At 65.1% G+C, this 15141-nt stretch carries 15 protein-coding genes; 12 read left to right on the forward strand and 3 right to left on the reverse strand.

The genetic code is table 11. From position 1 onward, the window contains the following. Window positions 1–21: 21 nt before the first annotated feature. The 10 genes from uxaC (at window position 22) to EN853_RS29345 (ending at window position 9124) form a co-directional block, all read left to right on the forward strand. Complete coding sequence (gene uxaC, locus EN853_RS29300; protein WP_127862514.1) at window positions 22–1425, forward strand: glucuronate isomerase; 1404 nt, start codon at window positions 22–24, stop codon at window positions 1423–1425. Window positions 1426–1458: 33 nt separating this feature from the next. Next, the gene (locus tag EN853_RS29305; RefSeq protein WP_127862513.1) at window positions 1459–2436 is read left to right on the forward strand and encodes a TRAP transporter substrate-binding protein; all 978 of its coding nucleotides are present in this window, start codon (window positions 1459–1461) and stop codon (window positions 2434–2436) included. A gap of 70 nt (window positions 2437–2506) precedes the next feature. Beyond that, window positions 2507–3070, forward strand: coding sequence for a TRAP transporter small permease (locus EN853_RS29310; RefSeq protein WP_127862512.1), 564 nt, complete (start codon window positions 2507–2509; stop codon window positions 3068–3070). Continuing rightward, the gene (locus EN853_RS29315) at window positions 3071–4351 is read left to right on the forward strand and encodes a TRAP transporter large permease (RefSeq protein WP_127862511.1); all 1281 of its coding nucleotides are present in this window, start codon (window positions 3071–3073) and stop codon (window positions 4349–4351) included. It abuts the gene before it with no gap. A 25-nt stretch (window positions 4352–4376) separates the two neighbouring features. Continuing rightward, on the forward strand, window positions 4377–5150 hold the full coding sequence (locus tag EN853_RS29320; RefSeq protein WP_127862510.1) for a FadR/GntR family transcriptional regulator: 774 nt from the start codon (window positions 4377–4379) through the stop codon (window positions 5148–5150). Window positions 5151–5169: 19 nt separating this feature from the next. Then, window positions 5170–6021: a 5-dehydro-4-deoxy-D-glucuronate isomerase gene (gene kduI / locus EN853_RS29325; protein WP_127862509.1), complete on the forward strand. Its 852-nt coding sequence runs from the start codon at window positions 5170–5172 to the stop codon at window positions 6019–6021. Continuing rightward, complete coding sequence (kduD, locus tag EN853_RS29330) at window positions 6018–6785, forward strand: 2-dehydro-3-deoxy-D-gluconate 5-dehydrogenase KduD (protein WP_127862508.1); 768 nt, start codon at window positions 6018–6020, stop codon at window positions 6783–6785. The genes kduI and kduD overlap by 4 nt, the downstream gene beginning before the upstream one ends. Window positions 6786–6814: 29 nt before the next feature. Continuing rightward, on the forward strand, window positions 6815–7147 hold the full coding sequence (locus tag EN853_RS29335; protein ID WP_127862507.1) for a cupin domain-containing protein: 333 nt from the start codon (window positions 6815–6817) through the stop codon (window positions 7145–7147). A gap of 286 nt (window positions 7148–7433) precedes the next feature. Continuing rightward, window positions 7434–8150: a sulfotransferase gene (locus EN853_RS29340; RefSeq protein ID WP_245517225.1), complete on the forward strand. Its 717-nt coding sequence runs from the start codon at window positions 7434–7436 to the stop codon at window positions 8148–8150. Between the two features lie 38 nt (window positions 8151–8188). Next, complete coding sequence (locus EN853_RS29345; RefSeq protein ID WP_127862506.1) at window positions 8189–9124, forward strand: hypothetical protein; 936 nt, start codon at window positions 8189–8191, stop codon at window positions 9122–9124. 9 nt (window positions 9125–9133) lie between these two features. On the opposite strand, the gene EN853_RS29350 is transcribed toward EN853_RS29345, so the two are convergent. After that, window positions 9134–9760 carry a LysE family translocator gene (locus tag EN853_RS29350; protein WP_127862505.1) on the reverse strand — a complete coding sequence of 209 codons (627 nt, stop codon included), beginning with the start codon at window positions 9758–9760 and terminating at the stop codon, window positions 9134–9136. Window positions 9761–9940: 180 nt separating this feature from the next. Here EN853_RS29350 and recQ point away from each other — a divergent pair, with 180 nt between their 5' ends. Further along, on the forward strand, window positions 9941–11794 hold the full coding sequence (recQ, locus tag EN853_RS29355) for a DNA helicase RecQ (RefSeq protein ID WP_245517226.1): 1854 nt from the start codon (window positions 9941–9943) through the stop codon (window positions 11792–11794). 123 nt (window positions 11795–11917) lie between these two features. Here recQ and EN853_RS29360 read toward each other — a convergent pair whose 3' ends face one another. Further along, window positions 11918–12370, reverse strand: coding sequence for a cupin domain-containing protein (locus EN853_RS29360; protein WP_127862504.1), 453 nt, complete (start codon window positions 12368–12370; stop codon window positions 11918–11920). Then, window positions 12367–12996 (reverse strand): TetR/AcrR family transcriptional regulator, encoded by a 630-nt coding sequence (locus EN853_RS29365; protein ID WP_127862503.1) that lies wholly within the window; start codon window positions 12994–12996, stop codon window positions 12367–12369. Before EN853_RS29365 ends, EN853_RS29360 begins: the two co-directional genes overlap by 4 nt. 403 nt (window positions 12997–13399) lie before the next feature. On the opposite strand from EN853_RS29365, the gene hutH reads away from it, so the two are divergent. Then, window positions 13400–14887: a histidine ammonia-lyase gene (gene hutH / locus EN853_RS29370; protein ID WP_127862502.1), complete on the forward strand. Its 1488-nt coding sequence runs from the start codon at window positions 13400–13402 to the stop codon at window positions 14885–14887. The last annotated feature ends 254 nt before the right edge of the window (window positions 14888–15141 follow it).

The following is a 15141-nucleotide window of genomic DNA, read 5'->3' on the forward strand; positions in this document are numbered from 1 at the left end:
GTGCCAGCCTGGGAGGAGAAAGTGGCTGCACTGACCGATCCGGACCTGCTGTTCGCGCCGGAAACGCGAACGCTGGCCCGCGCCCTGTATGCCGGGGTGAAGGACCTGCCGATCGTCAGTCCGCACGGCCATACCGACCCGCGCTGGTATGCGCTCAACGAGCCGTTTCCCAATCCGGCGCAATTGCTGATCGTGCCGGACCATTACATTTTCCGCATGCTGTTCAGCCAGGGCGTGCGGCTGGAGGAACTCGGTGTGCCGACGCCCGACGGCGCCCCGGTCGAGACCGACGGCAGAACGATCTGGCGACGCTTCGCCGAGCACTATTACCTGTTCCGCGGCACGCCGACCCGGCTCTGGCTCGACCACGTGTTCGAGCACCTGTTCGGCATCGGCGAGCCGCTCGACACAAGAACCGCCGACCGGCATTACGACACCATCGCGGCGCTGCTCAGCCAAGACGACTATCGGCCGCGGGCCTTGTTCGAGCGCTTCAACATCGAGGTGATCGCGACCACCGAAGGGGCGCTCGACGATCTCAAATGGCACCGCATGATCCGCGACAGTGGCTGGAAGGGGCGCGTGGTCACCGCCTACCGGCCGGACGCCGTGGTCGATCCCGACTTCGAGGGTTTCCCGGCCAATCTCGACCGGCTCGGCGAGATCACCGGCTGCGACACCGGCACCTGGACCGGCTATCTCGAAGCGCACCGGCAACGCCGCGCATTTTTCAAGGCGTTCGGCGCAACCTCGTCAGACCATGGCCATCCGACGGCCGAGACCGCCAACCTTTCCGATGGAGCGACCGAGAAGCTTTTCAACCGCATCCGCCATGGTTCGGAAGACGAGCGGGAGCGAAGACTGTTCCGCGCCCAGATGCTGACCGAAATGGCCAAGATGAGCCGCGACGACGGCCTGGTGCTGCAGATCCATCCTGGATCGTCGCGCAATCATTCGCCGGCTATTTTCCGCAAATTCGGCCGCGACAAGGGTTTCGACATCCCGACCAGGACCGACTATGTGACGGCGCTGAAGCCGCTGCTCGACTGCGTCGGGCTGGAGCGCGACCTCACCGTCATCCTCTTCACGCTCGATGAGACGAGCTATGCGCGCGAGCTGGCGCCGCTCGCCGGCGTCTATCCGGCGCTGAAACTTGGGCCGGCCTGGTGGTTCCACGACAGTCCGGAAGGCATGCGCCGCTTCCGCGAGATGACCACCGAGACGGCCGGCTTCTACAACACCGTCGGTTTCAACGACGACACGCGCGCCTTTCCGTCGATCCCGGCGCGCCACGATATCGCCCGCCGCGTCGACTGCGCCTTCCTGGCGCGGCTCGTGGCCGAGCACCGGTTGCGCGAGGAGGAGGCGCATGAGCTGGCACGCGAGCTTGCCTACACGCTTGCCAAGAAGGCGTACCGGCTCTGAGCCGGTCGCCTGGGTTTCAAAAGGGAGGAAATCATGTTGCATTTTTCGAAATTGACGGCAGCCGCGTTGGCCCTCGGCTCGCTGCTCGTCGGCATCGCCAACGCCGAGACCGTGCTGCGCTCGGCAGACACCCATCCGGACGGCTATCCGACCGTCGAGGCGGTCAAATATATGGGCGAGCTGATCAAGCAGCGGACCAACGGCCGCTATTCGATCGAGGTCTATCACTCGGCGCAGCTCGGCGAGGAGAAGGACACGATCGAGCAGACGCAGACCGGCGTCATCGATTTGAACCGCGTCTCGATGGGACCGTTCAACGGCATCGTGCCGGAGACGCAGGTGCCGTCGCTGCCCTATATGTTCCGCTCCGTCGAGCAGATGCGCCATGTCATGGACGGACCAGTCGGCGACGAGATCCTGAAGGCCTTCGAGGCGCATGATCTCGTCGGCCTCGCCTTCTACGATTCCGGCGCGCGCTCCTTCTACAACACCAAGAAGGACATCACCTCGATCGCCGACCTCAAGGGCATGAAGTTCCGCGTCATCCAGTCGGACGTGTTCGTCGACATGGTCAACGCGCTCGGCGCCAATGCCACGCCGATGGCCTATGGCGAGGTCTATTCGGCACTGGAAACCGGCGTCATCGACGGCGCCGAGAACAACTGGCCGAGCTTCGAATCCGCCAAGCACTACGAGGTGGCAAAACATTACACGATCGACCAGCACCAGATCGTGCCGGAAGTGCTGGTGATGGCGAAGGCAAGCTGGGACAAGCTTTCGCCGGAAGACCAGGCGATCGTGCGCCAGGCCGCCAAGGACAGCGTCGTCAAGATGCGCGAGCTGTGGGACGCGCAAGAGAAGAAATCGCGCGACATCGTCGAGAAGGCCGGCGTCAAGGTCAGCGAGATAGACAAGCAGCCGCTGATCGACGCGATGAAGCCGGTCTACGACAAATATCTTTCGACGCCGGAGCTGAAGGACCTCGCCGCGCGCATCCAGGCGACCAAATGAAAGCTGCCCGCGGGGCGGGCTATCTGCCCGCCCCGTCACGTTCTTACAGGCTGAAGATCGGGAGGATCGGATGGCGACAACGACAAAGGCAGGCGAAGCGGCGCCGCGCTTCAGCATCATCCTGTCGCGGGTTTGCGACGGCGCGCTCTATCTCGCCGGCTTCGGCCTTGTCTTGATGACCGCTCTGGTCGCGTATCAGGTGTTCTTCCGCTTCGTTCTCAACAACTCGCCGAGCTGGACCGAGACCAGCGCCATCATGCTGATGAACTGGTTCATCTTCCTCGGCGCCGCGGTCGGGGTGCGCGAGAACTACCATATGGGCTTCGATGTGCTGGTCTATATCCTGCCGAAGGGCAGCAAGGGGTTCTTGCGCACGCTCTCCGACCTGATCGCGCTCGCCTTCGGCGTCGGCATGGTCTGGTACGGCTGCAAGCTGGTCGGGCTCACCTGGCACACCATCATCCCGGCGCTCGAGTTGCCGGGCGGCTTCGACTATCTGCCGCTGGTCACCGGCGGGGTGCTGATCTGCCTGTTCTCGGCCGAACGCATCGCGCTGCGCTGGTCGGGTGTCGACGTCGACAAGGATCTCAATCTCGAGGACGTGCCCGAGATGCCGGCGGTGCAGGAGGCCTAGATGGAGCTGTGGATCCTGTTCGGCGTCTTCACTCTGTTGATGCTGGCCGGCACGCCGATCGCCTTCTGCCTGGGTGCGGCGTCCTTCGCCACGGCGCTCTATCTCGGCCTGCCGCCGCTGGTCGTGTTCCAGCAGCTGAAGTCGGGCATGAGCGTGTTCTCGCTGATGGCGATCCCGTTCTTCATCTATGCCGGCGACCTCATGGTGCGTGGCGGCATCGCGCAGCGCATCGTTTCCTTTGCCGGCTCGCTGGTCGGCCATGTCAGGGGCGGACTCGGCCAGGTCAACATCATCGCCGGCACGCTGTTCGGCGGCATCTCCGGCTCGGCGGTCGCCGAAGCGGCGGCCGTCGGCGGCCTGATGATCCCGCAGATGAAGGCGCGCGGCTACGGCGCCGACTATGCCGTCAACGTCACCTCGATGGCGGCGCTGATCGCGCTGCTTTTGCCACCGTCGCAGAACATGATCATCTATTCCATCGCCGGCGGCGGCAAGATCTCGATCGCCGACCTGTTCACCGCCGGCATCCTGCCGGGATTGCTGTTCGCCGCTTCGCTGATGGTGACGGCCTATCTCGTCGCCCGCAAGCGCGGCTATCCGGTCGAGACTTTTCCGGGCTTCGCGCGCGTCGGGCAACTGGCGCTGATCGCCATTCCCGGCCTGCTCCTGGTAGGCATCATCTTCGGCGGTGTGCGCTCCGGCATCTTCACGGCGACCGAGAGCTCCTGCATCGCCATCCTCTATGCCTTGCTGGTGACTGTCTTCGTCTACCGATCGATGCGCTGGAACGATTTCGTCCATGCCACGCTGGGGGCGGTGCGCACGACCTCCATGGTGCTTCTGATCATCGGCATGGCGGCGTCGTTCAGCTGGCTGATGGCCTATCTCAAGGTGCCGGTGCTGCTGATCGCCGGCATGAACGCCATCTCCACCGATCCGCTGGTCGTGCTTCTGCTGCTCAACGTCTTGATGCTGCTTCTCGGCACCTTCATGGACATGGGGCCGATGATCATCATCTGCACGCCGATCTTCCTGCCGCTGGTGCAGCATTACGGCGTCGATCCGGTGCATTTCGGTGTCATCACCATCCTCAACCTCGGCATCGGGCTCAACACGCCGCCGGTCGGCACGGTGCAGTTCGTTGCCTGCGCCGTCGGCAAGATCACGGTCTGGGAAGCGATGCGCTCGATCTGGCCGTTCTACGGCGCGGGTATCGTGGTTCTGGGGCTGGTGACGTATATTCCCGCCATCTCGCTGTGGCTGCCGAGCGTCTTCAAATAGGGCGCGTTCAATAGGGGAGTGCGACGTGGCCGATACCACAACGGACCTCAGGGTCGAACGGAAACCGAAGCTGTCGGAAACGGTGGTCGCAGCGATCCGCAAACAGCTGCTCGCGGGCGAGGTTCCGCCCGGCCACAAGCTGCCGACCGAGGGCCAGCTGACGGAAACCTTCGGCGTCAGCCGCACCGTCATCCGCGAGGCGCTGGCCAAGCTGGCCGCCGACGGCCTTGTCGAGCCCAGGCAAGGCGCCGGCGTGTTCGTCACCGAGCACATCTCCACCACGCTCGGCGTTTTAGCCGCCGACATGGGAGCCAAGGACTCCATCGCGCTCAACGTGCTCGAGGTGCGGCTGGCGATCGAGATCGAATCGGCAGGGCTTGCCGCAATCCGCCGCAACGCGGCGCAGGAAGCGGCGATCCAGGAGGCCTTTTTCGAGTTCGAGCGGCTCCTGCTCGACAGCCAGCCGACCGGTCCGGCCGACCTCGCCTTCCACCGCGCGATCGCCAGCGCCACCAACAACCCGTTCTATGTCGAGATGCTCGACGTGCTCGGCCGCCGCGCCATTCCCTGCGACGTCACCTCGCCCTGGTCGACGGAGCTCGTACAGTCCGACGACTACCAGCGCGGCCTGCAGCGCGAGCATCTGGTGATCCTCAACGCCATCTCGGCGGGCGATGCGAACGCCGCGCGCGAGGCGATGCGGGCGCATCTCACCGCCAGCCAGCAGCGCTATCGCGAGCGCCTGCAGGCACGGCAGGCCTATTACGCGAAGTCGGTGGCGGCCGCATCGGCCGGATGACAGTCGAGCAGGAGTAGAGATGGATCAGAAACACGCCGAATTCTCCTCGCGCTTCGCCATCGACCCGACCGCGGCCGCGGCAATGGGAACCGACGAGCTGCGCCACAATTTCCACGTCGAAGGGCTGTTCCAGCCCGACCGCGTCAACCTGACCTATACGCACTACGACCGCATGGTCGTCGGCGGGGCCATGCCGGTCGATACCGTCCTGCCCCTGGAAGCAATCAAGCCGACCGGCACAAAGGCGTTCCTCGACCGTCGCGAGCTTATCGTCGTCAACATCGGCGGCGCGGGAACCGTGAAAGCGGATGGCCTGCCCTATGAGATGGCGGCGCGCGACATGGTCTATCTCGGCATGGGCACAGAGGAGGTGTCGTTCGCTTCGGTCGATCGGGATCAGCCGGCAAAGTTCTATCTGGTAAGCGCGCCGGCGCATCAGACCTATCCCAGCCAGTTGATGCGCATCGGCGACGCCAGGCGGCTCGACCTCGGCAGCCAGGCGACCAGCAACGAGCGCTCGATCTTCCAGTTCATCCATGCCGATGGCGCAAAAACCTGCCAGCTCGTCGTCGGCATGACGCAACTGGCACCGGGATCGGTGTGGAACACCATGCCCTGCCATGTGCACGATCGGCGCATGGAGGCCTATCTCTATTTTGACCTGGCCGAGGGCGCGCGCGTCTTCCATTTCATGGGCGAGCCGGATGAGACGCGCCACATCGTCATGCGCAACGAGGAGGCGGTGCTGTCGCCGGGCTGGTCGATCCATTCGGGCGCCGGCACGTCGAACTACGCCTTCATCTGGGCCATGGCCGGCGACAATGTCGACTATACCGATGTCGACCAGGTGACGATGGATCAACTCAGGTGAGCGATCTTTCCCCCTTCAGCCTCGCCGGCAAGCGAATCCTGGTCACCGGCGCCAACACCGGCATCGGCCAGGGCATCGCCGTGTCGATCGCGCGCGCCGGCGGCACTGTGATCGGCGTCGGCCGCTCGGCCATGGATGACACGGCGCAGAAGGTCGCAGCCGCAGGTGGTCGCTTCGAGGCGGTGGCCGCCGATCTCGGCGATCCGGCCAAGGCAGCGGCCATGCTCGACCGAGTCTGGGACGAGAGCGGGCCCGTTGACGGCCTGGTCAACAATGCCGGCATCATCCGCCGCGCCGACGCGGTCGAGCTGACCGAGGCCGACTGGGACGAGGTTATCGACATCAACCTGAAGACGGTCTTTCGGCTCTGCCAGAGTTTTGCCAGGCGGGTGCTGGCCGAACCGGGGCGGCGCGGCAAGATCGTCAACATCGCCTCGGTGCTGAGCTTCCAGGGCGGCATCCGCGTCGCCTCCTACACCGCCTCGAAGCATGGCGTGCTCGGCCTCACCCGGCTGCTCGCCTGCGAATGGGCGCCGAAAGACATCAATGTCAACGGCATCGCGCCTGGCTATATCGAGAGCAACAACACCGAGGCCCTGCGCGCCGATCCCGACCGCAGCGCCGCCATCCTAGGGCGTATTCCGGCTGGGCGCTGGGGCCGACCCGACGACATCGGCGACGCGGCCGTGTTCCTGCTCGCGCCAGCGTCGGACTACATGCATGGCGCGGTGATACCGGTGGACGGCGGCTGGCTGGCGCGGTGACCATTTCGATTTCTGAACGGAAGCCTGCAATGACCGACATTTTCGCTCATGCCGACGAAAGAACCTGGACGCCGACGCCGGACGGCAACAGGCGGCGCGTGCTGGTGCATACGGATGAACTGATGATGGTCGAGTTCGCCTTCGACAAGGGCGGCGTTGGCGCGCTGCACTCGCATCCGCATGTCCAGGCAAGCTACATCGCCGAGGGCCGCTTCGAAGTCACCGTCGACGGCCGATCGGAGATCCTGGAAGCGGGAGGCAGCTTCATCGTGCCGTCCAACCTCGTGCACGGAGTCAAGGCGCTGGAAGCAGGGCGGCTGGTCGACAGCTTTGCTCCCCATCGCGCCGACTTCCTCGTCTGAGAAGCTGTCTTCGAAAGGAAAACCCGCGCCGTGAGGCGCGGGTTTGTTGCCTGGGCGCCCGTGGCGCCGCCGCGGTACTCTGAACATGGCCGCAGGACACAACGGTGCCGCAACATGGTGAAGATAGGTTTAACGAAGACGACTGGAACTTTGCCGGCATATCGGCCAAAGAGACAGCGGCCCGGAGACGATCGTTCGACCTCGGATGCCGGCGACGGCAGCAGACGAACATGGCCGGCGGGAAAGAAAGTCAGGTATGGACGTTGTACGAAAGTCAGAAGCGCTGTTGCGCCAGGCCACCAGACGACCGATCAGAGAGATCCGGCGACTGGCGCTGGATGTGAAGCGACTGTGGCGGGTTTGGGTAAAATCGGACACGGCGCACTACAACAAGATATTCATCGCCGGCTGCGCGCGCAGCGGAACGACGCTTACGCAGCGCCTGATGGGATGTTTCGAGGACACTTTCGTCCATCGGGCCGAAGCGAAAGATACCCAGTTGGATATGCTGGACCGCCCTGAAGCCAACCTTGTCGTCAAGCGCACCGAGCGAGGCCATGTGCACCTGGCGAAACTGCCGAGCGCCGTCGGCCTGATCTATTGCGTTCGCCACCCATTCGACGTGCTCACAAGCTCGCATCCGGAGAGCAGGGGAGAGCGCCGGTTCCACGTCACGCCGGAGCGCTGGCTCGCGGAATACAGCGCTTTGCTGCGGCTGAGGAAGGCGCAGCCCGGCCGTGTGATCACTTACGTCCGCTATGAAGACATGATCGCCCAATCGGATGCCGTGCAGGAACGGATCGCCAGGGCATTCGGCCTCAAGCCGCGCATCCGCTTCAGCGAGGATCCAAGCAATCCGATCCGTCCTACTTCCTTGAAGAAATGGGAGCGGAACGAAGAGTTCCGAACCTATCTGCATACGCTGCCGCCGACATTTCTCGCTCGCCTCAAGGAGTTCTGCGACGAGTTCGGCTACGATATGCCAGACTGGGTCCGCGGATGATGCCGGCGGTTGGCCTTTCAGCCAGACGACATGGACCATTGATCACGCCCGACATGCTGCTTGGCGATGACGGCGCCAACATAAACGGCCCCTCGCTGGTCAGGATGCCCGATTGGGCGAAGGGCCGGCTCGGGGCCTACCATCTCTATTTTGCGCATCACAACGGCACCTACATCCGGCTTGCCTATTCCGATGCGATAGAGGGTCCGTGGCGGATCCATCCAGGTGGCGCGCTTTCGCTCGTTGAGTGTCCGTTCCTCAAGGGGCACATTGCGTCTCCCGACGTGCATGTCGATGCGCAGAACCAGCGGATCGTGATGTATTTCCATGGCCCGGTCTTGAACGGCCAGGGGCAGACGACCTTCGCGGCCACGTCCGACGACGGTCTGCGTTTCAGGCCCAATCCCGAACCGCTTGGACCATTTTACGCGCGGATCTTTCGGCATGGCGGCTGGTGGTATGGGCTCTTCGGCACGGCCAACATCGAGCTTCGCCGGTCGAGCGACGGTCTTTCCGGTTTCGAGGAGGGACCGGTCGTGCTGCCCGGCTCACGGTGGATCCGGCCCAGGCATGTCGCGGTGCAGAAAAGCGGTGGTGCGCTGATCGTCTATTACACACGCAAGGGCGACGCACCCGAGCGTGTGCTTTGCGGCAGCATCGATCTTTCAGGCGATTGGTTGCGCTGGACAGTACGCGGCAGGACCGAACTGCTGAGGCCCGGCACCGATTTCGAGGGCGCCGGCCTGCCCGTTGGCCGCAGCCGGAGGGGCGCGGCAAAGGGCCGGGAGAATGCACTGCGCGATCCGGCCATTTTCGAGGAAGACGGGCGGACCTGGCTGCTTTATGCCGTCGCCGGCGAAAGTGGCATAGCGCTGGCCGAACTCTGCCCGGCGGAACAAAGGACCACGGGCTTGCGGAAATTGATCGCGGCGCTGTGGAGCCGGGCCGGAGGCAACGCCGCTTTGCTGGCGTAAGGCGCTCGCTCAGCGCTGCTGCAGCGCGAGCCGCACGCCGAGCGCGCAATAGATGCCGCCGACCACCTTGCCCTGCCATTTCAGCACGGCCGGGTTGCGCCGCAGCAAGGAACCGAGACTTCCGGCCGAGACGGCGAAGACCACCGTGCTGAAAAGGCCGAGAAGCACGAAGATCACGCCAAGGATCGTCAGCTGAAGCACGACCGATCCGTTTTCCGGGCGCACGAACTGCGGCAGGAAGGCGAGGAAGAACAGCGCCGTCTTCGGGTTCAGCACCTCGGTCAATATGGCCTGCCGGAACGCCTTGCCCGCCGGTACTGGCAAGGCGCTGCCTGCGAGATCGGCCGGCGCCTTCTCAAGGATGGCGCGGACTCCGAGGTAGACGAGATAGGCCGCGCCGAGATATTTGATGATGCCGAACAGCATCGCCGAGGTGGCAATGATGGCGGAGATGCCGAAGATCGCCATGACGGTGTGGAAGATGTCGCCGGCCGCGACGCCGGCACCGGTGGCGATGCCGACCTTGGTTCCCGAGCTTGTCGCCCGCGCCACGGTAAGCAGCGTGGCAGGCCCTGGAATGAAGACGAAGCCAAACACGATCGCGACATAGGTCGCCAATGTGGCCAGGTCGATCATAGCCGGGGTTCCTCCACTGCAGCGGGGACAGGTAGCCATCCTTTGCGCGGAAAGGCAATGCGATGGCGTTGCGCCAGCGACGCCGGCAGGCAAAACGGCGGACAAGCGCGTGTTGCCATGGCGTTCGCGCAATCCGCGCCTTAAGAACATGGCCTCAGCCGAATCCGGGAATCACTCTCAATGCAAACTTCGATGGCGGGGCGGATCGCGGGCATTGCGGCGGCGGGACACGATCCGAAGCGGCGTGTCCTGAGGGACGTGTTCGGCTTCGACGATTTTCGTCCCGGCCAGGCCGACGTGATGGAGGCGCTGCTCTGCGGACGCCATGTGCTGGCCGTCATGCCGACCGGCGCCGGCAAGTCGCTCTGCTACCAGGTTCCGGCGCTGGTGCTCGGCGGGCTCAGCATCGTCGTCTCGCCGCTGGTGGCGCTGATGCAGGATCAGGTCGCGGCGCTGCGGCTTGCGGGCGTCGCCGCCGACACGATCAATTCCTCGCTCGACCGCGACGCCAATGTCGCGGCATGGCGCCGCGTCGCGTCGGGCCAGACGCGTCTGCTCTATCTGGCGCCGGAGCGGCTGATGACCGAGCGCATGCTCGACGCGCTCGTCAGGCTCGACATCCGCCTGATCGCCGTCGACGAGGCGCATTGCATCTCGCAATGGGGGCCTGCCTTCCGGCGCGAATATGAAGACCTTGCGCGCCTGCGCGACATCTTTCCGAAAGTGCCGATCATCGCGCTGACAGCGACCGCGGACGAGACGACGCGCACCGACATTTCGGCGCGGCTGTTCGCCGATCGCGCCGAGACGCTGGTGCTGGGCTTCGACAGGCCCAACATCAGCCTTGCAATCGAGCCGAAGCAGGACAGCAAGCGCCAGCTGCTGCGCTTCGTCGAGCGCCATCCGGGGCGCAGCGGCATCGTCTATTGCCTGTCGCGCCGGAAGACGGAGGAGATGGCGGCCTTCCTCGAGCAAAACGGCGTCACCGCGCTCGCCTATCATGCCGGCATGAGCAAGGAGGCGCGCGAGGCCAATCAGAACGCCTTCATGACGCTGTCGGGTGTGGTCATGGTGGCCACGATCGCCTTCGGCATGGGCATCGACAAGCCGGACGTCGCCTATGTCTTCCACACCGACCTGCCGGCGAGCCTCGAGGCCTACTACCAGGAGATCGGCCGCGCCGGCCGCGACGGCAGGTCTGCCGAGGCGCATATGCTCTATGGTCTCGGCGACATCCGCACGCGCCGCCTGTTCATCGACGACGAGGATGCCTCGCCGGAGCACAAGAGGCGCTCGCACGGCCGGCTGGACACGCTGATCGGCTATTGCGAGACGGCGCAGTGCCGCCGCCAGGTGCTGCTCGGCTATTTCGGCGAAAGCGCTTCGCCCTGCGGCAATTGCGACAACTGCCTCAACCAGGCGCCGCGCGCGGACGGCAGCGCCGAGGCGCGCATCATCCTTTCCGCCATCGCGCAAACCGGCGAGCGGTTCGGCGCGGCCCATGTCATCGACGTCCTGCTCGGCCACGAAACCGAGAAGGTGCTGGCAAGAGGTCATGAGAGGCTCGCCAGCTTCGGCACCGGCGCGGCGCATAAGCGACCCGCCTGGCTGTCGCTGATCCGCCAGCTGGTGGCGGGCGGGTTCCTGATGCCGGACCCGGACGGCTATGGCGGTCTCGCCATTTCCGAAACCGGCCGCGCGCTCGGCCGCGGCGAGATCTCATTCGAATATCGCGTCGAGACGCGGCACCGCTCGCTGCGCGCCAAGGCGCGCTCCGCGCAGGCCGCCGGCGGCACGGAAGACCTGGACGCAGCGCTGCTCGCGACACTCAAGGCGCTGCGGCTGCGCCTGGCCAAGGAACGCCAGGTGCCGGCCTATGTCGTCTTCTCCGACCGCACGCTGATCGACATGGCCGAGCGCCGCCCGCGCGATCTCGATGCCTTCGCCGAAGTGAACGGCGTCGGCGAGGCCAAGCTCAGGGAATTCGGCGCGATTTTCGTGAGCGCGATCACGGCGCATCAGGCGGGCGCCTAGCCCCTTTTGGAGCCGCGGCGGAGGGCGGGCAGCCCCCGCACGTGAGGCGCGTGTCGCCGCCAGCAAGGAACCCTCCCCGCGCGGCATCCCGCTGTATCGTTCAGCGCCGTCGTCGGCGGCCGTTCAGGCCGCCATCGGCAGCGCCTCGATACCGTGGCGCTGCATGGCGGCGCCGATGCGGGCAAAGTCGGGCTGCGCCTGCGGCTCGACGGTGCCGATGTCGCGGAAGAAGGCGATCATCGACGGCTCGACGAGCACCAGCATCCGCACCGGGCGGCCGCTGTCGTTGGAGTAATTGTGCGGCGCCCTCGGGCCGATGCGCACCGATGTGCCGGGACCCGCGACGGTCACTTCGGGCGGGCCGCCCGCGCCAAAGTGACGGACGGTGAGCGCGCCTTCCAGCACATAGAACAGTTCGGGCGAAGCGTGGCTGTGCGGCGGAGTGCCGGAGCCTGGCGGAACCTCGACCTCGATGAGTTCAAGGCCGGAATCGGCGATGCCGCCGAGCAGGCGGATGCGGTCGGCGACGACCCAGAGCGTCTGGGCGGCCTCGGGAGTGGTGACGTTGAAGTTCATAGCTTGTCTCTTTGGTTTGTAGCTTCCGCCGGTGAATGACCCAAGGTGACCGCGGACAGGATCACCTCGAGTGCCCAGGATGCGGTCTCGCCGGCCTGGGCGCCAGTGAGACCGCCATAGTCCTTCAGGATCTCCCATGCGGAGGCCGAGAAGAGCAGATGAGCCAGCGCCTCGACCTTCTCGGCTTCGGCGGGCTGAAGAGAGGAGATGGCGGGAGCCAGCGCGCGCCTGAAATTGGCGCGGCGGCCCGCCACCGTGCCCATGCGCATCTCGCGGCCGGTCCGCGAGTGGAGCGACGAGCGGATCGCTGCGTCATACATGTCGAACCGCGGGAAGGCCTGCCGGGGGCCATCGACGATGTCCATGGGGATCCTCGGCGTCGTCGACGCTCCTATCCGGGCGTTCAGCCAGGGCCAGAAGGCAGCCAGCAGGTCGTCCTTTGTGGCGAAGTGGCGGAACACGGTGCGACGCTGCACCCCGGCCTTCTGCGCGATCGCCTCCATGCTGATCTCGTCCTCGGCGCTGGCCGAACTCATGAGCTCAAACAGGGCGCAAAGGATCGCCTCATGCGTTTCACGCGCTTTCTCTTCGCGCATAGGGCTGTTGTAGCTGCGGACGTCCGGCACGTTGGTGTTCCTAATTGGTGACACTGTATGTGTCATGAAAATCGGCGGCTGTCAATTGGCGTCACCATTGGTGTCATCAATCGAGATCAAGGGCGTCGCCTTGGCCGCCGCGCGACTTGATGCGCTCACTGGGTACATGGCGTCGGCGACGCCAAGCCCAGGGAGTTCGGCGAGATTCTCTTGAGCGCGAGCGCGGCGCATCGCGCGGCCAAGGTCAGGGGCTGCGGTCACCGGACACCGATCGGGACGAGCCAAGTTGCGCCAATATTTTCACCTTTGTTCCGCCGCCACGGCGAAATTTCGACAAAAGGCGTGCTCGAGAAGCTGTAGGTACGACGCTGCCGGGGACACGGAAACCCAGCGCACGTTTTTCGGCGGCTATCAGCCCGGGTGGAATCCACGAATGACAATAATCATCGACAATGCCGCAAGCTGGCGCGACATCGCACGCGTGGGCGACGGGGAAAATCTGGCCTTGGCGCCGGCCGCCTGGGATCGCATCGCGCATGCGAACCGCATTGTCGCAAGCGTCGTCGAAAAGGGCATTCGCGCCTATGGCGTGAACACCGGGGTCGGGGCGCTGGCAAGCCAGGTGGTGGCGCCGGCGTTGCAGGAGAAGCTGTCGCGCAACATCATTTTCAGCCACGCCTGCGGCGTCGGCGAACTGGTGCCCGAGCGCAGTATCCGAGCCGTCATTGCCGTGCAGGTGGCAAATTTCGCGCATGGCCATTCGGGCGTGCGGCCCCAGGTCGTCCGCAATCTGCTCACCTTGCTCGAGCGGGGCTGCGTCCCGGATGTACCGTCCCGCGGATCGGCCGGATATCTCACGCACAATGCCCATATCGCGCTGGTGCTGATCGGCGAAGGCAGGGCAAGGGTCGCCGGCCGCCGAATGAGCGGCCGCGAGGCGCTGGCCGAGATCGGCCTGGAGCCGCTGGTGCTGGGCGCCAAGGAAGGCTTGAGCCTCGTCAACGGCACGGCATGCGCTACCGGCCTGACGAGCATCGCGCTGGTTCGCGCCGAGCGCCTGCTGTCTTGGGCCGATGCCGCGGCCGCGCTGACGCTGGAAGCCGCCGGCGGGCAGATGGCGGCATTCGACGAAACCGTGCTGGCCATGCGGCCGTCGCCCGGCATCGAGGCGGTCGGTGCATCGCTGCGGCATCTGCTCGACGGCAGCGGACTGATCGCTGCGGCGCGTGGCAGCCGCACGCAGGATGCGCTCAGCCTTCGCGCGGTGCCGCATGTCCATGGCGCGGCGCGGGAGGTGCTGGATCGATCCGCGCAACTGGTCGACCGCGAACTGGCTTCGGTGACCGACAATCCCGTCGTGGCCGGCACGCCCGATGAGCCGCAGGTGTTTTCGCAAGCGCATCCGGTCGCGCCCATGCTCGGGCAGACCGCCGACGGCTTGACGATTGCGCTCGCGCAGGTGGCGGCCATGAGCGAACGTCGCATCGATCGCCTGGTCAATCCGCTGGTCAACAATCTGCCGGCATTCCTCGCCGCCGAAGGCGGCTGCAACTCGGGCTTCATGATCGCCCAGTACACCGCGGCTTCGCTCAGCAACGTCAATCGGCGCCTCGCCGCGCCGGCGGCGACCGATGGCGGCGTCACATCCGGTCTGCAGGAGGATTTCCTGGCTCATCCGACTGTGGCGGCCAACAAGCTTCTGGCCGTCATCGACAACGCCGAATACATATTGGCGATCGAACTCATGGCGGCCGCGCAGGCGCATGACTTTCTCGCCGGCAAGGCGGCGCGCGCGCCGGGCACCGATGCCATCTACCGCGCTGTCCGCCACCGCATCGCGCACTACAGCGACGACCGGCCGCTGTCCTGGGACATGGAAATGCTGCGCGATTTCATCCGCGAGGTGGATGTGGCGCGGTAAGTGGCAGGATGGCGGAAGACTTCGAACTCGCACTTATGCGCTAAAGCTTCCAGCGCATTCCGCTTCGCGCGAAGGCCAATCCAACCTTCTCCTTCTAGAGCGGTTCAGCTTTTGACAGAATCGAAGAGGGATTGAACGAAGCCGCTGACGCGGCATTTGGCGGGTCGGTTTGCGGTTGAGGCTTCTGTTTTGAAGGATTGCGGCTGTTGAAGCGCAATCTTGGAACAGGAGCACTGAGATGGCCGAGTTGAGCC

Origin of the sequence: Mesorhizobium sp. M1C.F.Ca.ET.210.01.1.1 (assembly GCF_004791585.1) — a bacterium.
GTDB lineage: Bacteria > Pseudomonadota > Alphaproteobacteria > Rhizobiales > Rhizobiaceae > Mesorhizobium.